This window comes from Rhodanobacter sp. UC4437_H4 (genome assembly GCF_052978425.1).
In genome coordinates, this window is sequence record NZ_CM129673.1 from 3,324,245 (window position 1) to 3,345,365 (window position 21,121).

14 protein-coding genes are annotated in these 21,121 nt (G+C 69.7%); 11 read left to right on the plus strand and 3 right to left on the minus strand.

Annotated features, from left to right (window positions below; genetic code table 11):
• Positions 1-36 precede the first annotated feature (36 nt).
• Positions 37-3,585 (plus strand): ATP-binding protein, encoded by a 3,549-nt coding sequence (locus ACVCL3_RS14950; protein ID WP_447099816.1) that lies wholly within the window; start codon positions 37-39, stop codon positions 3,583-3,585.
• A gap of 106 nt (positions 3,586-3,691) precedes the next feature.
• Here the strand turns inward: ACVCL3_RS14950 and ACVCL3_RS14955 are convergent, their stop codons facing one another.
• Together ACVCL3_RS14955 and ACVCL3_RS14960 are read right to left on the minus strand one after the other, a co-directional pair.
• On the minus strand, positions 3,692-4,114 hold the full coding sequence (locus tag ACVCL3_RS14955; protein WP_395119959.1) for a DNA polymerase III subunit chi: 423 nt from the start codon (positions 4,112-4,114) through the stop codon (positions 3,692-3,694).
• 92 nt (positions 4,115-4,206) lie between these two features.
• Positions 4,207-5,691 carry a leucyl aminopeptidase gene (locus ACVCL3_RS14960; protein WP_447098260.1) on the minus strand — a complete coding sequence of 495 codons (1,485 nt, stop codon included), beginning with the start codon at positions 5,689-5,691 and terminating at the stop codon, positions 4,207-4,209.
• Positions 5,692-5,954: 263 nt separating this feature from the next.
• Between ACVCL3_RS14960 and lptF the strand changes: the two genes are divergently transcribed.
• The 7 genes from lptF to ACVCL3_RS14995 all read left to right on the plus strand — a co-directional run bounded on the left by lptF (position 5,955) and on the right by ACVCL3_RS14995 (position 15,232).
• Positions 5,955-7,064 carry an LPS export ABC transporter permease LptF gene (gene lptF, locus ACVCL3_RS14965; protein WP_395119957.1) on the plus strand — a complete coding sequence of 370 codons (1,110 nt, stop codon included), beginning with the start codon at positions 5,955-5,957 and terminating at the stop codon, positions 7,062-7,064.
• Positions 7,064-8,164 (plus strand): LPS export ABC transporter permease LptG, encoded by a 1,101-nt coding sequence (gene lptG, locus ACVCL3_RS14970; RefSeq protein ID WP_447099817.1) that lies wholly within the window; start codon positions 7,064-7,066, stop codon positions 8,162-8,164. The genes lptF and lptG overlap by 1 nt, the downstream gene beginning before the upstream one ends.
• Before the next feature lie 70 nt (positions 8,165-8,234).
• Entirely contained in the window at positions 8,235-9,254 is a 1,020-nt protein-coding gene (gene ltaE, locus ACVCL3_RS14975; RefSeq protein ID WP_447099818.1) for a low-specificity L-threonine aldolase, read from the plus strand.
• Between the two features lie 41 nt (positions 9,255-9,295).
• Positions 9,296-10,381 (plus strand): hypothetical protein, encoded by a 1,086-nt coding sequence (locus ACVCL3_RS14980; RefSeq protein ID WP_447099819.1) that lies wholly within the window; start codon positions 9,296-9,298, stop codon positions 10,379-10,381.
• 140 nt (positions 10,382-10,521) lie between these two features.
• Positions 10,522-12,336: a DNA helicase RecQ gene (gene recQ, locus ACVCL3_RS14985; protein WP_447099820.1), complete on the plus strand. Its 1,815-nt coding sequence runs from the start codon at positions 10,522-10,524 to the stop codon at positions 12,334-12,336.
• Between the two features lie 262 nt (positions 12,337-12,598).
• Positions 12,599-14,020 carry a sugar porter family MFS transporter gene (locus ACVCL3_RS14990; RefSeq protein WP_447099821.1) on the plus strand — a complete coding sequence of 474 codons (1,422 nt, stop codon included), beginning with the start codon at positions 12,599-12,601 and terminating at the stop codon, positions 14,018-14,020.
• A gap of 189 nt (positions 14,021-14,209) precedes the next feature.
• Complete coding sequence (locus tag ACVCL3_RS14995) at positions 14,210-15,232, plus strand: LacI family DNA-binding transcriptional regulator (protein WP_395119950.1); 1,023 nt, start codon at positions 14,210-14,212, stop codon at positions 15,230-15,232.
• A 12-nt stretch (positions 15,233-15,244) separates the two neighbouring features.
• On the opposite strand, the gene ACVCL3_RS15000 is transcribed toward ACVCL3_RS14995, so the two are convergent.
• Complete coding sequence (locus ACVCL3_RS15000) at positions 15,245-15,625, minus strand: VOC family protein (protein ID WP_447099822.1); 381 nt, start codon at positions 15,623-15,625, stop codon at positions 15,245-15,247.
• Positions 15,626-15,747: 122 nt separating this feature from the next.
• Here ACVCL3_RS15000 and ACVCL3_RS15005 point away from each other — a divergent pair, with 122 nt between their 5' ends.
• The 3 genes from ACVCL3_RS15005 to purL all read left to right on the plus strand — a co-directional run bounded on the left by ACVCL3_RS15005 (position 15,748) and on the right by purL (position 21,099).
• Positions 15,748-16,266 carry an adenine phosphoribosyltransferase gene (locus tag ACVCL3_RS15005; protein WP_395119948.1) on the plus strand — a complete coding sequence of 173 codons (519 nt, stop codon included), beginning with the start codon at positions 15,748-15,750 and terminating at the stop codon, positions 16,264-16,266.
• A gap of 114 nt (positions 16,267-16,380) precedes the next feature.
• Entirely contained in the window at positions 16,381-17,154 is a 774-nt protein-coding gene (locus ACVCL3_RS15010) for a thioredoxin fold domain-containing protein (protein WP_395119947.1), read from the plus strand.
• A gap of 78 nt (positions 17,155-17,232) precedes the next feature.
• Positions 17,233-21,099, plus strand: a complete 3,867-nt coding sequence (gene purL, locus ACVCL3_RS15015) for a phosphoribosylformylglycinamidine synthase (RefSeq protein WP_447099823.1) — start codon at positions 17,233-17,235, stop codon at positions 21,097-21,099.
• Positions 21,100-21,121 lie beyond the last annotated feature (22 nt).

Sequence of the window (21,121 nt, forward strand, 5' to 3'; positions counted from 1 at the left end):
GCTGGCCGGCATGGAAGCCCGAAGGGGACGACCTGAATGTTTTCGGCAGCCTTGCTGACCCTGGCCCTCGGGCTGGTCCTGCCCGTCGCGGGCATGCCGGCCATCCCGACGGCCGCGAGTCGGGCCGATCCGCTGCCGACGCCGCAGTTTCGCCGCTACGACACCTCGGATGGCTTGCCCAGCACCAATGTCTACGCCGTGGCGCAGGATCGCAAGGGCGCGATCTGGTTCGGCACCAAGGGTGGCCTGGCGCGTTTCGACGGCGTCGGCTTCAAGGTGTTCCGGCATGCGGAGAACGACCCGGGCTCGCTGTACGCCAACGGCATTGCCACGCTGACGGTCGATCGCCGCGGACGCCTGTGGGCCGCTGGCCTCAACGCTGGCCTGAACCGCTACGACGAGGCCAGCGGCAGCTTCCGCCACTGGGGGCACGATCAGGCCCACCCGGCCAGCCTGTCCAGCGACCGGGTCTGGGCCATCGCGCAAACACCGGACGGCAGCTTGTGGATAGGTAGCGCCGGCGGGCTCGACCGCATGCACCCGGACGAGCGCGGCTTCGAGCACGTGGTCGATCCGCAGCTTGGTGCCACGCCAGCCGCGGTCGGCACCGTTGCCGCACTGTATGTGGACGGGCGCGGCCGATTGTGGATCGGCAGCAGCCACGGCGTATTCGTGCGCGAGACGGACGGCGCGATCCGCCGCATACCGTCGGCCGAGCCGCAGCGGACCATCGACGCGTGGCGGATCGACGGCAGCGGCGACGAGGTGCGGCTTGCCGCCACCGACGGCCTGTGGATCGTCGGCGCCGACGGCGTGGCGCGCCGCTTCGGCGCCGGCGTGATTCCCGCCACCAACGTGATGAGCAGCGTGCGCGACGCCGCCGGCCGCCTGTGGGTCGGCACGCAGAAGGGCCTGTTCCTGCAGGCGCGCCCGGGCGGGCCGGTGACCGCGGTGGCCGACCAGCCGGTGCTCTACGGCAACTTGCCCGGTACCTGGGTATGGCAGCTGATGGTCGACCGCGAAGGCGGCATGTGGGCGGCGCTGTACGACGGCGGCGTGGCGTACCTGGGGCCGGGCTGGAACCGCTTCAGCCGCTTCACCCACACGCCGGACGATCCGTCCAGCCTGCGCGACGCGATCGCCACCACGATGGCGCGCGGCAAGGACGGTCGCCACGTGTGGGTGGGCCAGCGCGGCGGCCGGGTCGACCGGCTCGATCCGGTGACCGGCGCGGTCGAGCACGCGATATCGGGACTGCGCGGCGACGTGGTCGGCATGACCGAGGACGCGAGCAACCGCTTGTGGGTGGTGGTGCAGGGCGCGCTGTACCGCGACACCGACGGGCGGCTCGACCGGGTCGACCCGGCCGGCGCGATGCTGCAGCGGCCGCTGGAGGTCGAGTCCGGGCCGGATGGCCAGATGTATGCGCGCACCTTCGGCCAGGGCTTGTTCCGCATCGACCCGGAGACGCTGGCGGTCCAGCCGGTGCCGATGGACGGCTCCAGCGACAAGGTGCGCTGGGGCAGCCAGATGACGCTGCATGACGGCGTCTTCTGGTACGCCAGCGACGGCGGCATGATGTGGCTGGACACGACCCGGGGCCGCTTCGTGATGGTGCCGGGCGGGCCGGCAGGACAATCCGTCGACGCCTTCGATTTCACCGCCGACGGACTGTGGATGGCCAATGCCGACGGGCTGGTCCACTACCGCCGCGGCGGCGACGGCATCGTGGCGGACCGCCGGATCGACGCGGTGCATGGCTGGCCGTCGGTCAACGTCACCGACCTGCGCGTCGATGCCGCCGGCCGGGTCTGGGTGTTTGGCCACGACGGCCTGTGGCGGTTCGAGCCGGACACCGGCACGTTCCGTTCGTTCGGCCTGCAGGACGGCCTGACCAACGGCGAGTTCTTCCGCGGCTACGCGCGGATGCCCAGCGGCTACATCTACGCCGCCACCCTGGGCGGCGTGGTGGCGTTCAACCCGGACCGGAGCAACCGGCAGACCAGCGTGCCGCAGATGGCGCTCACCCAGGCCAGGGTGCGCCACCGCGGCGCCACCCAGGTACTGCCGATCGGCACGCAGCCGCTGCACATGGACTGGCACGACAGCCAGCTCGCGATCGAGGCGCGGGTGTTCTCCTATGTCGCGCCGGCTGCCAACCGCTACCGTTTCCGGCTGTACGGCTTCGACAGCGACTGGGTGGACACCGGCAGCCGCGGCGAGCGCGATTTCAGCGGCCTCGGCGCAGGTGACTACACGCTGGACGTGATGGCCGCGGGCGCGAATGGCCGATGGGTGCACCTGGCCACGCCGCTGCGCATCCAGGTCGAGGCGCCGCCGTGGCTGCGCTGGTGGGCGTGGGCCATCTACGTGCTGCTGGTGGCGGCGCTGGTGGCTCTGATCCTGCATGCCTGGCGCCGTCGCCTGGCGCAGCGCCACAAGATCCAGCTGGCCGAGCAGCAGCGGCAGATGGCCGAGGCGGCCAGCGCGGCGAAGACGCAGTTCCTGGCCACCCTGAGCCATGAGATACGCACGCCGATGACCGGCGTGATGGGCATGGCCGAGCTGCTGTTGAGCACGCCGCTGAACCGGCAGCAGCACGACTACACGCAGGCAATGCAACGCTCCGGCGGCATGCTGCTGAAGCTGCTCAACGACGCGCTCGACCTGGCCCGCATCGAGGCCGGCCGGCTGGAGCTGGAGCCGGCACCGTTCAGCCCGCGCCAGTTGCTGGAGGACGTGGCGCAGCTGGAGCAGGGCCTGGCCCACGCCAAGGGCATCCGCTTCGAGCTGGCACTGGCCGACGATCTGCCGGCACAACTGCTCGGCGACGCGGTGCGGATCAAGCAGATTCTGCTGAATCTGGCCAACAATGCCTTGAAGTTCACCGAGCACGGCAGCGTCTCGCTGAGCGCGCAGCGCACCGCCGACGGTTTGCAGTTCGGCATCAGCGACACCGGGCCGGGCATTCCCGAGGCGAGCCAGGCGCGCTTGTTCCAGCGCTTCGAGCAGGCCGACGGCCCGCAGCGTGCGGCGGGCAGCGGCCTGGGCCTGGCTATCTGCCGCGAGCTGGTGGACATGATGGGCGGCAGCATCGAGCTGGAATCGCGCGTGGGCCACGGCAGCACCTTCCGCGTGCGCCTGCCGCTGGCCGAGCCGCCGGTCGAAGCGCCGACGCCGACTCGCGCCGCCCGCAGCTACCGCTTGCTGCTGGTGGAGGACGACACCATCGTGGCGGTGGTGATCCGGGGCCTGCTGGAGCGCGAAGGCCACGCGGTGGTGCACGTGGTCAACGGGCTGGCCGCACTGTCCGAACTGGCGCACGTGAGTTTCGACGCCGTGCTGCTGGACCTGGACCTGCCCGGCGTCGACGGCTTCCAGATCGCGCGGCTGATCCGCCAGCGCGAACCGGACGCCCGCCACGTGCCGATCATTGCGGTCACCGCCCGCTCCGGCGGCCGCGACGAGGCGCGCGCCCGCGAAGCGGGCATGGACGGCTTCCTGCGCAAGCCGGTCACCGGCGAGCAATTGGCGGCGGCACTGGCGCGTGCACTGGCGACGCCGGCCGAAGCGCCCCCGGCCTGACGGCGGCGCGGTGCGAGCACGCTGGCGGGCGATGCATTCGAGCCGGAAATCGGGAACAGGGAACGGGCATTCGCGGGAGCCAGAGCATCGCCGCGCGAGCGGGCTCCTACTGGTCGCTCTTGTGCAGTTCGAAACCGCGTCGCTGGTACTCGCGCCAGCGTTCGCGCGAGCCGTCGCGGGCATCGGGGTCGGCGGGTACCACTTCGAGCACCCGTTCGCACGGCTGGTCGGGGCAGCGGTCGCGCAGGTTGATCAGCAGCGGGCGGTCGGGAGTGTCGACGCCGGGCGGCACGATCAGCACGGCGGTGAATTCGTCGTCGTCGTCGCCGGCCAGCTGGTGCGGGATCATCGCGTCGTCGTCGAACGCCCACAGCAGTTCGTCGATTTCGTGCGCCTGCTCGTGGTCGCGCGCCAGGATCAGCGTCGGCTGCTGCGCCGCGTAGGCCTTCTTCGCCAGCTCGCACACCAGCAGCAGCGGCTGCTCGATGAAGCGTGGCTTGTTGGCGATCAGGTAGAAGTCGGCGCGCATCAGGCTGGGAATGGGGAATGGGGAATGGAGAATAGTAAAGGCAACGCCGCCGTTGCGGCTGCCAGCTCTTCCTATTCCCCATTCCCCATTCCCTATTCCCGATCCAGCAGCCACTGCGCCAGCAACGCCACCGGGCGGCCGGTGGCGAGGCCCTTGCGGCCGTCTTCCCAGGCGGTGCCGGCGATGTCGAGGTGGGCCCAGCGCTGGCCGTCGGTGAAGCGCGAGAGGAAACAGCCGGCGGTGATCGCGCCGGCGGTCTTGCCGCCGATGTTGGCGACGTCGGCGAAACCCGATTCCAGTTGCACCTGGTAGTCGTCCCACAGCGGCAGGCGCCAGGCGCGGTCGAGGGTTTCCTCACCGGCGGCGAGCAGCTCGGCGGCGAGGTCGTCGTGCTTGCTCATCAGGCCGCTGGCATGCTTGCCCAGGGCGACCACGCAGGCGCCGGTGAGGGTGGCGGCGTCGACGATGGTGTGCGGCTGGTAGGTCTTCGCCGTCCAGGTCAGCGCATCGCACAGGATCAGCCGGCCTTCGGCATCGGTATTGAGCACCTCGATGGTGAGGCCGGAGAGGCTGGTGAGCACGTCGCTGGGGCGGTAGCTGTCGCCGCCGGGCATGTTCTCCACGCTCGGCACCACGCACACGAGGTTGCGCTTCAGGCCCATCTTCACCGCGGCCACGAACGCGCCCATCACGCCGGCGGCGCCGCCCATGTCGAACTTCATGTCCTCCATGCCGGGGCCGGGCTTGAGGCTGAGGCCGCCGGAGTCGAAGGTGACGCCCTTGCCGACCAGGGCATACGGCTTGTCGTCCGGATCGCCGCCCTTGTATTCCAGCGCGATCAGCCGCGGCTTGTTGGCCGAGCCGCGCGCCACGGCGAGCAGCGAGCCGAAACCCAGCTCGGCCATCTGCGCTTCGTCCAGCACCTGGCAGTTGACCTTGTCGTGCAGGTCGGCGAAGGCCTGGGCCTGGGCAGCGATGTAGGCGGGGTTGCAGATGTTCGGCGGCAGGTTGGCCAGCTCGCGTGCGAAGCGCACGCCTTCGGCAATGGCGGTGGCCTGCTCCAGCGCGGCGTGTGCCTCGTCGCCCGCGGCGAAGGCGAGCGTGGCCAGTTCCGCCGGCTTGGCCTTGTCGCGCGGCTTGAAGGTGGCGGTGTAGCGGTAGGCGGCGAAATCGCTGGCCAGCGCCGCCACGCGCACGCGCCAGGCGGCGTCGCGGCCGGGTACGTCCACGTCGGTGAGATAGGACACCGCCGCGTTCAACGGCAACCGGCCGAGCGCACGCGCGGCTTCGATGTGGATCTTCTGGAAGCGCGCGCCGTCGAACGATTTCTGCGCACCCAGGCCGACCACCATCACGCGTTTGGCGGCGATGCCCGGCGGGGCGAACAGCACGCTGGTGCTGCCGGCCTTGCCGCTGATGTCGCCGCTTTCGAGTTGCTGGCGGATCAACCCGCCGGTGGCGCGATCCACCGCTTCGGCGGCGTTGCCCAGCACCGCCTGCTCGTACACGCCGACCACGATGCACGGGCTGTCGACGGCAGTGGCGGCAGTGTTGGTCAGGCTGAACTGGAGAGTCATCGGATGCGTTCCCGTGTGGGCCCGGTCGTGGCCGGACAGGCTAGACTTGCGGTTCGCCGCCCCTGGGAGCGTGGGCGGCAGAAATCTTCCGGGCTGCAAAAGCGGCTGCGCGGTCCGTATTTCCGCCGATTCTTGACCCATGGAACCACCATGGGCCGGCGAACCGTCGAAAACCCGTCCTCGCGCATCCACATTTTTCGCCTCGGAAGTTTCTGCCGCCCACGCTCCCGGGGTGTCACCGCACAAGCCATCAAGTTTATCGCATGCTGAGCATCCTCGACCGCTACTTCCTGCGTGAGCTGGCGCAGACCGTCGCCGCCACCGTGGTGGTCCTGCTGGTGATCGTGGCCGGCAGCGCGTTCGCCAAGGTGTTGCAGCAGGTGGCCAGCGGCAGCTTTCCGGCCAGCGTGATGTTTCAGGTGCTGGGGCTGCGCACGCTCGACGGCCTGACCAACCTGATGCCGCTGGCGAGTTTCATCGGCGTGCTGATGGGGCTGGGCCGCATGTACCGCGAGAGCGAGATGCACGTGCTGTCGTCCTCCGGCATGGGTCCGGCGGGCCTGCTGCGTCCGGTCGCGGTGCTGGCCGCGGTGCTGGTGGCGATCACCCTGGTGGTGGCGTTGTGGCTGGGTCCGTGGGCGGTACGCACCAGCGATGCGCTGGTGGCCGCGGCCAACCGTTCGGTGATCGCCGCCGGCCTCGACGCCGGGCGCTTCACCAGCCTGCCCGCCCAGGGCGGCATCATTTTCGTCGACAGCCTGAGCCGTGACGGCACACGACTGGGCCGCACCTTCGTCGCCACCCAGCGCAACAGCAAGGAAGGCGGGGCCCACCTGAAAGTGGTCAGCGCGGCCAGCGGCCAGCTGTACCAGGAGAGCGACGGCGAGGGCCGTTTCATCGCCTTCAAGGATGGCTGGCAATACGACATTCCGCTGGGTGCCGACAATTGGCGCCAGATGCAGTACCGGCAGAACGACACGTCGCTGTCCAGCGTGCAGGCCGACGAGGATGAGGATCCCGCGCACTCCAAGACCAGCTGGGCGCTGTTCCAGTCCGACAATCCGGAGGATCGCGCCGAGTTCGCCTGGCGCAGCAATGCGGCGCCGCTGACCCTGGTGCTGGTGCTGCTGGCGTTGCCGCTGGCGCGGCAGAGTCCGCGCGAGCCGAAGTACGGCCGGCTGCTGCTGGCGATGCTGGCGTTCTATCTCTACTACCTGCTGCTGGCGCTGGGGCGCGCGCAGATCGGCAAGGATCACTGGCACAGCCAGGCGCCGCTGTGGGGCCTGCACCTGCTCGCGCTGGGGCTGGCCGGCTGGTTGCTGTGGAAACAGTATTCCCCGCGGCGCGTGCGCACGGCGGCGAGTGCCGCGTGATGGGCATGTTCAGCATCAAGCGGGTGGATCGGCTGGTGGCGCTCAGCGTGCTCGGCTCGCTGCTGACGGTGTGGCTGGTGCTCACCGGCTTCGATGCGGTGACCCAGTTCCTGCGCCAACTGGGCAATGTGGGCAAGCACGGCTACACGGTGACCGATGCGACGGTCTACGTGCTGGTGACGTTCCCGCGCCGCGCCTACGAGATGTTCGGCAACGCCGCGCTGATCGGCGGCCTGCTCGGCCTCGGCGGCCTGGCCGGCAGTGGCGAACTCACCGCCTTGCGCGCGGCCGGCCTGTCGCGATTGCGCATCGCCGGCTCGGCGGCAGGCGTGGTGGCGGTGCTGATCGTGGGGGTGGTGATCCTGGGCGAAACCGTCGCGCCGTGGGGCGACCAGCAGGCGCAGGCGATGCAGTTGCGCGTGCGCTCGGGCAACCTGGGCCTGGGCGACGGCAGCGGGTTGTGGGCGCGCGACGGCAACGACATCATCAACGCACGCGGCACCTCGCTCAAGGAGCACGACGGGGTCAGCGAGGTGCAACTGAGCGACGTGCGCGTGTTCACCTTCACGCCTGACGGTCAGCTCAAGCGCTTCCGCCTGGCGCAGAGCGCCACGCACGACGGCCACCAATGGATCCTGCACGGCGTGCGCAGCACCACGCTGGATGAGCAGGGCACGCATTCCACCACCACCGCCAACGAGTCGTGGCCGTCGAGCCTCAACCCGCAGGTGCTGGCGCAATCCGTGGTGCAACCGCAATACCTGTCGATGCGCGACCTGCGCCGCAACATGAGTTACCTGGAGAGCAACGGCGAGAGCCCGGGCAGCTACGCGGTGGCGTTCTGGGGCCGCGCGCTGTATCCGCTCAACGTGCTGGTGCTGGTGCTGTGCGCGATGCCGTTCGCGTTCGGCACACTGCGTTCCGGCGGCCTGGGAAAGCGCCTGTTCATCGGCATGTTGCTGGCGATCGGCTGGTATTTCATGCAGCAGGCGATGGTGAATTTCGGCACCGTCTACGGCCTGCCGCCATTCCTCGCCAACCTGCTGCCGGCGATGCTGTTGGCGTGCATTGCCTGGCTGTATTTCAGGCGCAGGGTGTGATTGAGCAGGGAATGGGGAATAGGGAATAGGGAATGGCAAGAACCAACGGCAACGGTAGCGGGAGGGTGTGATGGATGGGGTGGATCTGCGCAGCGATACGGTGACGCGGCCGACGGCGGCGATGCGCGAGGCGATGCTGGCGGCGGCGGTGGGTGACGACGTCTATGGCGAGGACCCGACGGTCAACGCGCTGCAGCAGCGGCTGGCCGACGACCTCGGCTTCGATGCCGGACTGTTCGTGCCCAGCGGCACCCAGTCCAACCTGCTGGCCTTGCTGGCGCACTGCGAGCGCGGCGACGAGTACCTGGTCGGCATGGATGCGCACACCTACAAGTTCGAGGGCGGCGGCGCGGCGGTGCTGGGCTCGATCCAGCCGCAGCCGATCGTGCAGGACGAGGACGGCAGCCTGCCGCTGGCGCGGATCGAGGCGGCGATCAAGCCGGTCGACCCGCACTTCGCACGCACCCGCCTGCTGGCGCTGGAGAACACCTGGCATGGCCGCCCGCTGCCGCTGGATTACCTGCGCGCCGCGCACGAGACGGCGCGCGCGCACGGGCTGGGCCTGCACCTGGATGGCGCGCGGCTGTTCAACGCCGCGGTGGCCTGCGGCGTGCCGGCGCGCGATCTCGCGCGGCATTTCGACACCGTCTCGATCTGCCTGTCCAAGGGTCTGGGCGCGCCGGTGGGCTCGGTGCTGCTCGGCTCGCATGCGCTGATCGACAAGGCGCGCCGCTGGCGCAAGGTCTGTGGCGGCGGCTGGCGCCAGGCGGGCATGCTGGCCGCGGCGGGGATGCACGCGCTGGATCATCACGTGGCGCGGCTGGCCGACGACCACCGGCGCGCGGCCTACCTCGCCGGTCGCCTGCGCGAGATCGCCGGCATCGACCTGCTCGGTCAGCACACCAACATGGTCTTCGTCGACGTGCCGGCCACGCGCCTGCGCGAACTGGACGTCCATCTGCGCGGGGCCGGCATCCGCATCAGCATCGGCTACCTGCCGACCTTGCGGCTGGTGACGCATCTGGACGTCGACGACGACGGCATCGAGCGCACGGCGGCGGCGTTTGCGGCATTCTTCAAGTCGCATTGAACGCCGGCGGCCCGCGCGCAACCACGACAAGGATTTCTCCGGTGACCAACACGCATTCCCTGCTGCTCGCGCTGGCCTGTCTGGCGATGACCGGTTGTCTCCCCGAGGCCCCCTCGACCGGCCTCGCGCAGGCGCCCGCGGCGACCGCTTCCGTTGAGGCGCGGACGCCAATCGTGGCGAGCGGTCCGGCGCCGCAGCCTGCCGCGCCGGTGTCGGCGCCGACCAAGCCATTCGCATTTGCTGCCGATGCCGCGTCGGCCACTGCGGGCTGCGCGTTCACCGGCCTGCAGTTGCCGCCGTCGACCAGGATCTACGCCGCCGGTGCCTACGGCGGCAGTCGGCAGGATTTCCAGATCGACCAGAGCGGGCACGAGGCCACTGCCATGCGAGTGGCGGTCAACCAGCCGGATGCGCCGGTGGTACTGATGCTGGGTGCCTACGAACCCACCGTGTGGAGCGTCGGCTGGACGCCGGGCACGCGCATTCTGGCGGTGCTGGTGAGCGGCTATCACCGGCAGGAGATCACCGGCCTGCCCGCCGACGTGCCGGTGCGGACAAGCACGTACGACAACAGGAGCCGCTGCGAATATTTCTACGTGGCGCCAAAAAATGCCGGCAAGCTCAACCCGATCGCACGCCGCATGTTTGGCCGTCCGGTCGACATGCTGTATCCCGCCCAGGGCGGCGAGGTGGTGGTCGGATCACCGCTGCCGGCAGGCAGCGCGCTGGTCACCGATGGAAGCGCCAGGCCGGCCTCCGCGTTCCGCTTGCCGAACAGCTCGCTGGCCGGGCCGGCGGGGCTGGAGCAGGGCGTGCGCGACGGTTTTCTGCGCGAAGCGGACGCTTCCGACGGTGCGGCGTGGATCGCTGCCCGACGCGCCCGGCAGCACGCTCCGGTCGATGCGCCGCCGATTGCCGGCGGCGCCCCGGCACCGCGCATGCCCTCGATGTTCCGCGCCTACGTGGTGCTGAAGGCGTACACCTTGCCGGCCGGATTGTACGGCGCGAATTCGGCCACCTTCTTCGTGCCCAAGGGCGTACCGCGGCCCACCGGAAAACTCGGTCACTCGACCCTGTACGACTTCAACACGGTCAGTTGCGCCGGGGTTGGCTGCGGTATGGAGTGAGCTTCGCGACGCAGGCCGTGCGGCAAACGCCGACACCCACGGCGCACGAACGCAGCTTGATCTTTCCGGCATCCGCGCGCGCTCCGGGCCTACACCGACGGCGCCCGACCCCGCCGTCCCCATTTGCTAGCATTCGGCCAATGCATTCCGCCGCCCTCGACATCCTGCGCAACATCTTCGGCTACCCCAGTTTCCGGGGCCAGCAACAAGCCATCGTCGAGCACCTGGGCGAGGGCGGCGACGCGCTGGTGCTGATGCCGACCGGCGGCGGCAAGTCGCTGTGCTACCAGATTCCCGCGCTGCTGCGGCAGGGCACGGCGATCGTGGTGTCGCCGCTGATCGCGCTGATGCAGGACCAGGTCGACGCCTTGCGCGAGGCGGGCGTGGCGGCGGCGTATCTCAACTCCAGCCTGGCCGCGGACGCGCAGCGCGAGGTGGAGAAGCAACTGCTGGCCGGCCAACTGAACCTGCTCTACGTGGCGCCGGAGCGGCTGCTGACGGCGCGCTTCCTCGACCTGCTCGAACGCACCGAGGTGGCGTTGTTCGCCATCGACGAGGCGCACTGCGTGTCGCAGTGGGGCCACGATTTCCGCCCCGAATATCGCGAGCTGGCGATCCTGCCGCAGCGCTTTCCCGCCGTGCCGCGCATCGCGCTCACCGCCACCGCCGACCCGCGCACGCGCGAGGAGATCGTCGAGCGGCTGGCGCTTCAGGACGCCCGTCAGTTCATCTCCAGCTTCGATCGCCCGAACATCGGCTATCGCGTGGGCTTGCGCCACAACGCGAAGCGCCAGCTGGGGGAATTCCTGCTCGGGCACGAGGGCGAGTCCGGCATCGTCTACTGCCTCAGTCGGCGCAAGGTGGACGACACCGCGCAATGGCTGGCCGAATCGGGCATCGAGGCGCTGCCGTATCACGCCGGCCTCGACGCGGTCACGCGCTCGAAGAATCAGCAGCGCTTCCTGCGCGAGGACGGCGTGGTGATGGTGGCCACGGTGGCGTTCGGCATGGGCATCGACAAGCCCGACGTGCGCTTCGTGGCGCACCTGGACCTGCCGCGCAGCATCGAGGGCTACTATCAGGAAACCGGCCGCGCCGGCCGCGATGGCTTGCCAGCCGAGGCGTGGATGATCTACGGCCTGTCCGACGTGGTGACGATGAGCCAGATGATCGCGCAGTCCGAATCGGCCGACGACCGCAAGCGCGTCGAGCGGCAGAAGCTGGAATCGCTCCTCGCCTACGCCGAGGCCACCGACTGCCGCCGCCAGCTGCTGCTGGGCGCGTTCGGCGAAACCTATCCCGGCCCCTGCGGCCATTGCGACAACTGCGTGGCGCCGCCGAAGACCTGGGACGCCACCGTGGTGGCGCAGAAGGCCCTGTCGGCGGTGTACCGCACCGGCCAGCGCTTCGGCTCCGGCCACGTCATCGACGTGCTGCGCGGCGAGGAGACCGAGCGCGTGCTCGGTCTAGACCACCATCGCCTGAGCACCTTCGGCGTCGGCGCCGACATGGACGAGAAACAGTGGCGCTCGGTGTTCCGCCAGTTGCTCGCCGCCGGCCTGCTGGAGGCCGACGCCGAGGGCTACGGCACCTTGCGCCTGACCACCGCCAGCCGCGCCGTGCTCGGCGGCGAGCGGACGGTGCGGCTGCGCGAGGACGCCCGCCCCGAACGTGCCAGCCGGCGCAAGCGTGAAGCCAGGCGGGTGGCCAGCGGCAGCCTGGGCATCGAGGCCTACGAGCAATCCACCTGGGACGCGCTGCGCGCCCTGCGCACGCAACTGGCGAAGCAGCAGGGCGTGCCGCCCTACGTGGTGTTCCACGACGCCACCTTGCTGGCGATGCTGCGCGCGATGCCCGCCAACGAGGACGAACTGGCCACCATCAGCGGCGTCGGTGAGTCCAAGCTCAAACGCTATGGGCGCGATTTCCTCGCGGTGATCAATTCTCCCCAGTGATTCGGCGCCTGGCTGCGGGCGTGCGCCCGGTACACGCGCCGACGGTCATCCCGGGTGGTTCCCAGGGTGAAACGGGCGGGTTATGCTGGACGTGTTTGACAGCGCTGTCATACTGCAACCACGGGACGACCGTAATCGTTTACCGGCCCGTGGGGCAAGGCGATGGCGGGCTGACGGCGCTGCATACGTATTCAACCGGACAGCACGATGCGTGCACCGCAGAATCGGGGGCACGGCGACCTGTCATGACCTGGGGAAGGCAATGAGTTCGACGAGCGCGACAGATGGGCTGGGCCAGCACGCCACGCTGCGGGTGATCCTGATCTCGGCTGCCGCCGCCCTGGGCGGCTTCCTGTTCGGTTTCGACACGGCGGTGATCAACGGCGCGGTCGACGCGATCCGCGCCCATTTCGGGCTGAACGCGGGCGAGATCGGCATCACCGTGTCCTGCGCGCTGCTCGGTTCGGCGCTGGGGGCGTGGTACGCCGGCATGCTGGCCAACCGCTTCGGCCGCGTGCGCACGATGCAGGTGGCCGCGGTGCTGCTGGTGGCTGCCGCCGCCGGTTCGGGCCTGGCGATGGCGGTGTGGGATCTGGTCCTGTGGCGGCTGGTCGGCGGCATCGGCGTGGGCGTGGCTTCGGTGATCGCGCCGACCTACATCGCCGAGGTGGCGCCGGCGCGGATTCGTGGGCGGCTCGGCTCGATGCAGCAATTGGCGATCGTGCTGGGCATCTTCGCCGCGCTGCTGAGCGATGCATGGCTGGCCGGTGCGGCCGGCGGCGCAGCCGAGGTGCTGTGGCTGGGCCTGCCGGCGTGGCGCTGGATGTTCCTCGCCGCGGTCACCCCGGCGCTGATCTACGGCCTGCTGGTGCTGGGCGTGCCCGAGTCGCCGCGCCACCTGGTGGCCAAGGGCCGCCTGGCCGATGCGCGGGTGGTGCTGCAGAAGGTGTTGTCGATGAACAGCACCGCGGCGCTGGACAAGAAACTCGGCGACATCGAGGCCAGCCTGCGCTCGGAGCACAAGCCGCGCCTGCGCGATTTGTGCAGCAAGGGCACGGGTTTGCTGCCGGTGGTCTGGATCGGCATCGCGTTGTCGGTGTTCCAGCAGTTCGTCGGCATCAACGTGATCTTCTACTACTCGGCCACCCTGTGGCACTCGGTGGGCTTCAGCGAGGCCGACTCGTTCACCATCACCGTGGTCACCTCGATCGTCAACGTGCTGGTCACGCTGGTGGCGATCGCGCTGGTCGACAAGATCGGGCGCAAGCCGCTGCTGGTGGTCGGCTCGGCCGGCATGGCGATCACCCTCGGGATAATGGCGTGGTGCTTCTCGCAGGCCGTCGGCAGCGGCGCCGAGCTGACCTTGCCCGGCGCGGTCGGCATGGTGGCGCTGGTCGCGGCGAACGCCTACGTGGTGTTCTTCGGCGTGAGCTGGGGGCCGGTGGTGTGGGTGTTGCTCGGCGAAATGTTCCCCAACCGCATCCGTGCCACCGCGCTGGCGGTGGCCGCCTCCGCGCAGTGGCTGGCCAATTTCGCCATCACCAGCACTTTCCCGGCACTGGCCGAACTGGGCCTGACCTTTGCCTACGGCCTGTACGCGGCGTTCGCCGTGCTGTCGCTGGTGTTCGTGTTGCGCGCGGTACGCGAGACCAAGGGCGTGGAACTGGAGGACATGCAGGCATGAGGATCATGGAGCACGGCTTCAGCGGCGGTACCGGCGCGCGGCCGCCGGCCAGCGCTTGCCTCGGCGTGGAAGCGCGCCGGGCGGTCTACGACGCGCGGCGCGCAAAGCAGCTACGATGCGGCAACGGCGATGGCCCGGCCACGGTTCATCGCGCGCGATTGAACGAGATGCTGACGGATCGGGTCGCGGATGAAGGGCAAGGCCACATCGATCGACATTGCACACCTGGCCGGAGTGTCCCAGGCCACGGTCTCGCGCGCCCTGTGCGGCAGCCCGCTGGTCAATGAGGAAACCCGGCGGCGCGTGCAGGCCGCCGCCGAGCAGCTCAACTACAAGCTCGACAAGAACGCCTCGAACCTGCGCCGGATGCATACCGGCACGCTGGCGCTGCTGTTCTTCGAGGACCCGACTGCCGACGAGTCGCACATCAACCCGTTCTTCCTGTCGATGCTCGGCTCGATCACACGCGCCTGCGCCCTGCAGGGCCACGACCTGCTGATCTCGTTCCAGCAGCTGTCCGACGACTGGCACGCCGACTTCGCCGACAGCAAGAAGGCCGATGGGCTGATCCTGCTCGGCTACGGCGACTACCTCGCCTACCGCGACAAGCTGGAAAAGCTCGTCGCGCAGGGCACCCGCTTCGTGCGCTGGGGCGCAGTGCTGCCGGACCAGCCCGGGGTGTCGTTCGGCAGCGACAACGTCTACGGCGGGCGGCAGGTGGCCGAGCACCTGCTCGAACGCGGCTGCCGGCGCATCGCCTTCCTCGGCGACGCCTCCAGCCATTACCCGGAGTTCTTCGGCCGTTACAACGGCTACGTCGACGCACTCACCGCCGCCGGCGTCGAGGTCGACCCCGCGCTGCAGGAGAACGCCGAGAGCACCGAACACTCCGGCTACGAGGCCATGCGCCGGCTGATCCTGCAGGAAGCCGGCTTCGATGCCGTGTTCGCCGCCAGCGACCTCATCGCGATCGGCGCCATGCGCGCGCTCAGCGATCACGGGCTGCGCGTGCCGCAGGACGTCGCCCTGGCCGGCTTCGACGACATCGCCACCGCCAGCTTCGTCAACCCGCCACTGACCACCGTGCTGCAAGACACCGGCCAGGCCGGTGCCGTCCTCGTCGACAGCCTGCTCGGCCTGATCCGCGGCGAATCGGTGGAAAGCGAGGTGCTGCCGGTGAAGCTGATGGTGCGCAAGTCCAGCTTGCGCTGAGCCATCGGTCGCTCACGGCCACTCGTTCGCATGCGCCCCCATCTCCCCGCGCTGCGGCCGCACCACGCAGAAGCGGTGACCGGTGGGGGCTTCCATCACCACCCAGGTGCGGATCGCTTCGACCTTCCTCGCACCGAGGGCTTCCAGGCGGTGCACTTCGGCCTCGATGTCGTCGCTCTCGATGTCCAGATGCACGCGGCTGGGGTGGGTGACTTTCTGCAGTTCGATGACGGGCTCGTCGTCATGGGTGACCAGGCCGACGTATTTCTCCTGCGCGGGATCGGCGCCTTCCTTGATGGGGCGGCCGAGTGCCCGCGACCAGAAGCGGGCGGCTTCGCCGAGGTCGTCGGCGTGGCAGTCGATCATGAGGCTGCACAGGCGGCTGCGGTGCATGGGGTTCTCCTTCGCGGGCGGCAGGGCGGTCAGCCTTGCGCGCCCGTTGCGCTGCGGTCAAGCGCGAGCCGGCGGTGCGCTTGCTACTGTGGGTGCCTCGATGGCGATTCCCGGAGGCGTGCATGCAAGACCTGGCCGAGCTGATTCGCGACGTGCCCGATTTCCCCCGAGCCGGGGTGATGTTTCGCGACGTCAGCCCGCTGCTGGCCAACGCCGACGGTTTCGCGCGCTGCATCGAGGCGCTGGCCGCACCGTGGCGGGACAGCGGCGTGCAGGTGGTGGGCGGCGTGGAGGCACGCGGTTTCATCTTCGGTGCGGCACTGGCGCTGCGGCTCGAGGCCGGCTTTGTGCCCCTGCGCAAGCCGGGCAAGTTGCCGCCGCCGGTGCAGGCGGTGGATTACCGGCTGGAGTACGGCGAGGATCGGCTGGAGATCCGCGATGGCTTGTTGCAGCCGGCGCAGCGCGTGCTGCTGGTGGACGACGTGCTCGCCACCGGCGGCACGCTGTGCGCGGCGGCGGAGTTGATCGAGCGGGCCGGCGCGACGCTGGTCGGCGCCGGCGTGGTGATCGAGCTTGACGCCTTGGCGGGACGCGCACGCTGGGCGGAACGTGGCCCGCTGCACAGTTTGCTGCGCTACTGAACCATCGTACGCGCCGTTTCGCCGCAGTTGGGCAAGGCGGCCCATGCGCCGTGCGAGAATGCCGCGTTGTCGCACGCGTCCTGCGGGCGATGCTGAACGTGCCGAGGCCGTCGGATGTTGAAGAAGCTGCTGTTGTTGGGTGGGCTGGCCTGGGCCGGCCAGGTGCTGGCCGCCACCGCGCCGGCGAACGCGCCGGTGGTCGGCCCCACGATCACGCCGGCGGCGGTGCAGATGGTGCAGCAGGCCATCGCCAAGCTGTCGTCGAAGGTGGTGGTCGACTCGATCCAGCCGGCACCGCTGCCGGGTTTCTACCAGGTGATCGCGTCGGGTCAGATGGTCTACATCAGCACCGACGGCAAGTACCTGATGCACGGCGACGTGGTCGACTTGAGTCGCCGCGAGAACCTCAGCGACGATGCCTGGGCGAAGTTCCGCGTGGCCGCGCTGGCCAAGGTGCCGGCGTCGCAGCGGCTGGTGTTCGCGCCGGCGCAGCCGAAGTACACGGTGACCGTGTTCACCGACGTCAACTGCGGCTTCTGCCGCGCGCTGCACGAGCACATCGCCGCGTTCAACAAGGCGGGCATCGCGGTGGAATACCTGGCCTGGCCGCGCGAGGGCGTGACCACCACCGCCGGAAACCTCACCCCGACCTACAAGGAAATGGTCTCGGTATGGTGCGCGAAGGACCCCAAGGCCGCGCTCACTGCCGCCACCAAGGGCCACGCGCCCCCGGCGGCGACCTGTACCAACCCGGTGAAGCAGCAATTCGACCTGGGCGTGAAGCTGGGCGTGAGCGGCACGCCCACGATCATCGGGCCGGACGGCAGCGTGCTGGGCGGCTACGTGACGCCGGAGCAACTGCTGCAGGCGCTGCAAGCGGGCGGTTGATCCCGCCCGGGCGGCTTATGCCGTATTGCAGCATTGGGGTAGAATGGGCGTTTCCTCCGCACAGCGCCCCCTTCCCGCATGATCGCATTCGACGGGCAAAGCGCCCTCTCGCCGTTCCGCCTCGAACGACTCAATGCACGGCTCGACGCCGTGCACCGGGGCGTGCGCGTGCAATCCGCCTGGCATGTGTTCGTGCTCGACATGGACGCGGCGCCAGAGGGCACACTGCGCGAACGCCTGCTGGCCGTGCTGGAGGCGAAGGACGCCGCGCCGCAGCCGGCCACGTTGTGGGTGGTGCCGCGGCTGGGCACGATCTCGCCGTGGTCGAGCAAGGCCACCGACATCCTGCATGGCGCGGGTTTCGACGTGCGCCGCGTCGAGCGCGGGCTGGCGTGGCAGCTCAGCGGTCTGCCCGAACCCGGCGCGCCGGATCATGCGGCGATCATGGGTGTGCTGCATGACGCGATGACGCAATCGGTGCTGGCCCGCCTGGACGATGCGCAAGGCCTGTTCCTGGCCGGCACGCCGGGCGACCTGGTGCACGTGGCGCTGGGCGCCGATCCGCAGGCGGCGCTCGCCGCGGCGAACCGGCGCCTGGGCCTGGCGCTGGCCGAGGACGAGATCGAATACCTGGTCGAACGCTACGCCGAGCTGGGTCGCGATCCCACCGACGCCGAACTTTTCATGTTCGCCCAGGCCAACTCCGAGCATTGCCGGCACAAGGTGTTCAACGCCAGCTGGACGGTCGACGGCGAGGAACAGGACAAGACCCTGTTCGGCATGATCAAGCACACCCACCAGCAGTCGCCCGCACATACCCTGTCTGCCTACAGCGACAACGCCGCGGTGATCGAGGGCAGCACGGGCAAGCGCTTCTTCGCCGACCCCGCCGACCGCGTGTGGCGCGGGCACGAGGAGCGCATCGACTACGCGATCAAGGTGGAGACGCACAACCATCCCACCGCGATCGCGCCCTGGCCCGGCGCGGCCACCGGCGCCGGCGGCGAGATCCGCGACGAGGGCGCCACCGGCCGCGGCGGCAAGCCCAAGGCCGGGCTCACCGGCTTCTCGGTGTCCGACCTGCGCATCCCGGGCGCGCCGCAGCCGTGGGAAGTGGACCGCCCGCTGCCGCCGCGCATGGCCAGCGCATTCGAGATCATGCGCGACGGCCCGCTGGGCGCGGCCGCGTTCAACAACGAGTTCGGCCGGCCCTGCCTGGGCGGCTATTTCCGCGCCTGGGAAAGCGAAGTGCCGGGCCAGGCCGGGGTGCGCCGCGGCTACGACAAGCCGATCATGCTCGCCGGCGGCCTCGCCAACCTGCGTCCCGACCATGTGCTGAAGCGCGCGGTGCAGCCCGGCCACGCGGTGATCGTGCTGGGCGGGCCGGCGATGCTGATCGGGCTGGGCGGCGGCGCCGCCTCGTCGGTGGCCGGCGGCGCGTCGAGCGCGGAGCTGGACTTCGCCTCGGTGCAGCGCGACAACGCCGAGATGGAGCGGCGCTGCCAGGAAGTGATCGACGCCTGCTGGGCGCGCGGCGAGCACAACCCGATCGTCAGCGTGCACGACGTCGGCGCCGGCGGCCTCTCCAACGCGATCCCCGAGCTGCTCAACGACGCCGGCGTCGGCGGCGTGATCGACCTGTCGAAAATTCCCTGCGACGATCCCTCGCTGTCGCCGATGCAGGTGTGGAGCAACGAATCGCAGGAGCGTTACGTCCTCGCCATCGCGCAGGAGAACCTCGCCGAATTCGAGGCCATGTGCATCCGCGAACGCTGCCCGTACGCCGTGGTGGGCGAGGCCACGCTCGAGCGCCGCCTGCTGCTGACCGATCCGCGCCGCGAGCTGACCGTCATCGACCTGCCGATGGACGTGCTGTTCGGCAAGCCGCCACGCATGCATCGCGACGCCGTGCGGGTAACGCCGCGGGTGGACCTGCTGCCCGACCTCACCGGCATCGACCTGGACGAGGCGCTGCTGCGCGTGCTGCGCCTGCCCACCGTGGGCAGCAAGAGCTTCCTGATCACGATCGGCGACCGCACCGTCGGCGGGCTCAACCACCGCGACCCGATGGTCGGTCCGTGGCAGGTGCCGGTAGCCGATTGCGCGGTGACGCTCGCCGATTTCGACGGCTATGCCGGCGAGGCGATGGCGATGGCCGAGCGCGCGCCGGTGGCCGTGCTCGACAGCGCCGACGCGGCGCGCCTGGCGGTGGGCGAGGCGATCACCAACCTGGCTGCCGCACCGATCGCCAGCCTCGGCGAGGTGCGCCTGTCGGCCAACTGGATGGCCGCGGTGAATCATCCGGGCGAGGACGCCGCGTTGTTCGACGCGGTGAAGGCGGTGGGCATGGAACTGTGTCCGCAATTGCAGATCTCGATCCCGGTCGGCAAGGATTCGCTGTCGATGCAGGCGGTGTGGAAGGACGGCGCGCAGGAGCAGCGCACGGTGTCGCCGGTGTCGCTGGTGATCACCGGCTTCGCCCGCGTCGGCGACGCGCGCCGCACGCTGACGCCGCAACTCAAGCTCGACCGCGGCGCCACCGACCTGTGGCTGATCGATCTGGGTGCCGGGCGCGATCGCCTCGGTTGCTCGGCGCTGACCCAGGTGTTCAATCGCTCCGGCGGCATCCCGCCCAACCTGGACGATGCCAAGCGCCTCAAGGCGCTGTTCGAACTGGTTCAGCAGGCCAATGCGAATGGCCTGCTGCTGGCCTACCACGACCGCTCCGACGGCGGCGTGATCACCACCTTGCTGGAGATGGCCTTCGCCGGCCACTGCGGCCTGGAGCTGCATCTCGACGGCTGGGCCGAAGCCACCTTGCGCGCGCTGTTCAGCGAGGAACTGGGCGCCGTGGTGCAGGTGGCCGAGGCCAACCGCGAGGCATTCGAGTCGCTGCTGGTGAAGTTCGGCCTGGCCGGCATCAGCCATCGCGTCGGCCGGCCGAAGGAGAAGCTCGGCATCAAGCTGTTCCTCGGCGACGAAGTCTTCGTCAAGTGGAACTGGAGCAAGTTGTACAAGGCGTGGAACGAAACCAGCCACGCCATGCAGCGCCTGCGCGACAACCCGCAGAGCGCCGATGCCGAGCTGGAGTGGCGGATGGATGACGCCGATCCCGGCATCAGCCCCAGGCTGGCGTTCGACCCGGCCGAGGACGTTGCCGCCGCGCTCATCGCCAAGGGCCCGCGGCCGCGCGTGGCGATCCTGCGCGAGCAGGGCGTCAACGGCCAGGTCGAGATGGCCGCCGCGTTCACGCGCGCCGGTTTCGAGGCGGTCGACGTGCACATGTCCGATCTCGCCAGCGGCCGAGTGAAGCTGGCCGACTTCCGCGGCTTCGCCGCCTGCGGCGGATTCTCCTACGGCGACGTGCTCGGCGCCGGTCGCGGCTGGGCCACGTCGATCCTCTACAACGACATGCTGCGTGCGCAGTTCGAGGCGTTCTTCGCCGACGAGACGAAGTTCGCGCTGGGCGTGTGCAACGGTTGCCAGATGCTGTCGCAACTGAAGGAGATCATCCCCGGCGCGCAGCACTGGCCGAAGTTCCTGCGCAATGCGTCGGAGCAGTACGAGTCGCGCGTGGCCACGCTGGAGGTGCTCGATTCGCCCAGCATCTTCTTCCAGGGCATGGCCGGCTCGCGCATCCCGGTGGCGGTGGCGCACGGCGAGGGGCGGGTGAGTTTTCCGCAAGCGTGCAGCCCGTCGAAATCGCATGGCGCGGTGCGCTTCGTCGACAACCGCGGCAAGCCGACCGAGAACTTCCCGCTCAACACCAACGGTTCGCCCGGCGGCCTGGCGGGCTTCACCGCCGCCGCCGGGCGCGTGACGATCATGATGCCGCACCCGGAGCGGGTGTTCCGCAGCGTGCAGATGAGCTGGCACCCGGAGTCGTGGGGCGAGGATTCGCCGTGGATGCGGATGTTCCGCAACGCACGCGTGTGGTGCGGCTGATCGACGGCATGTGGCGCTGGCG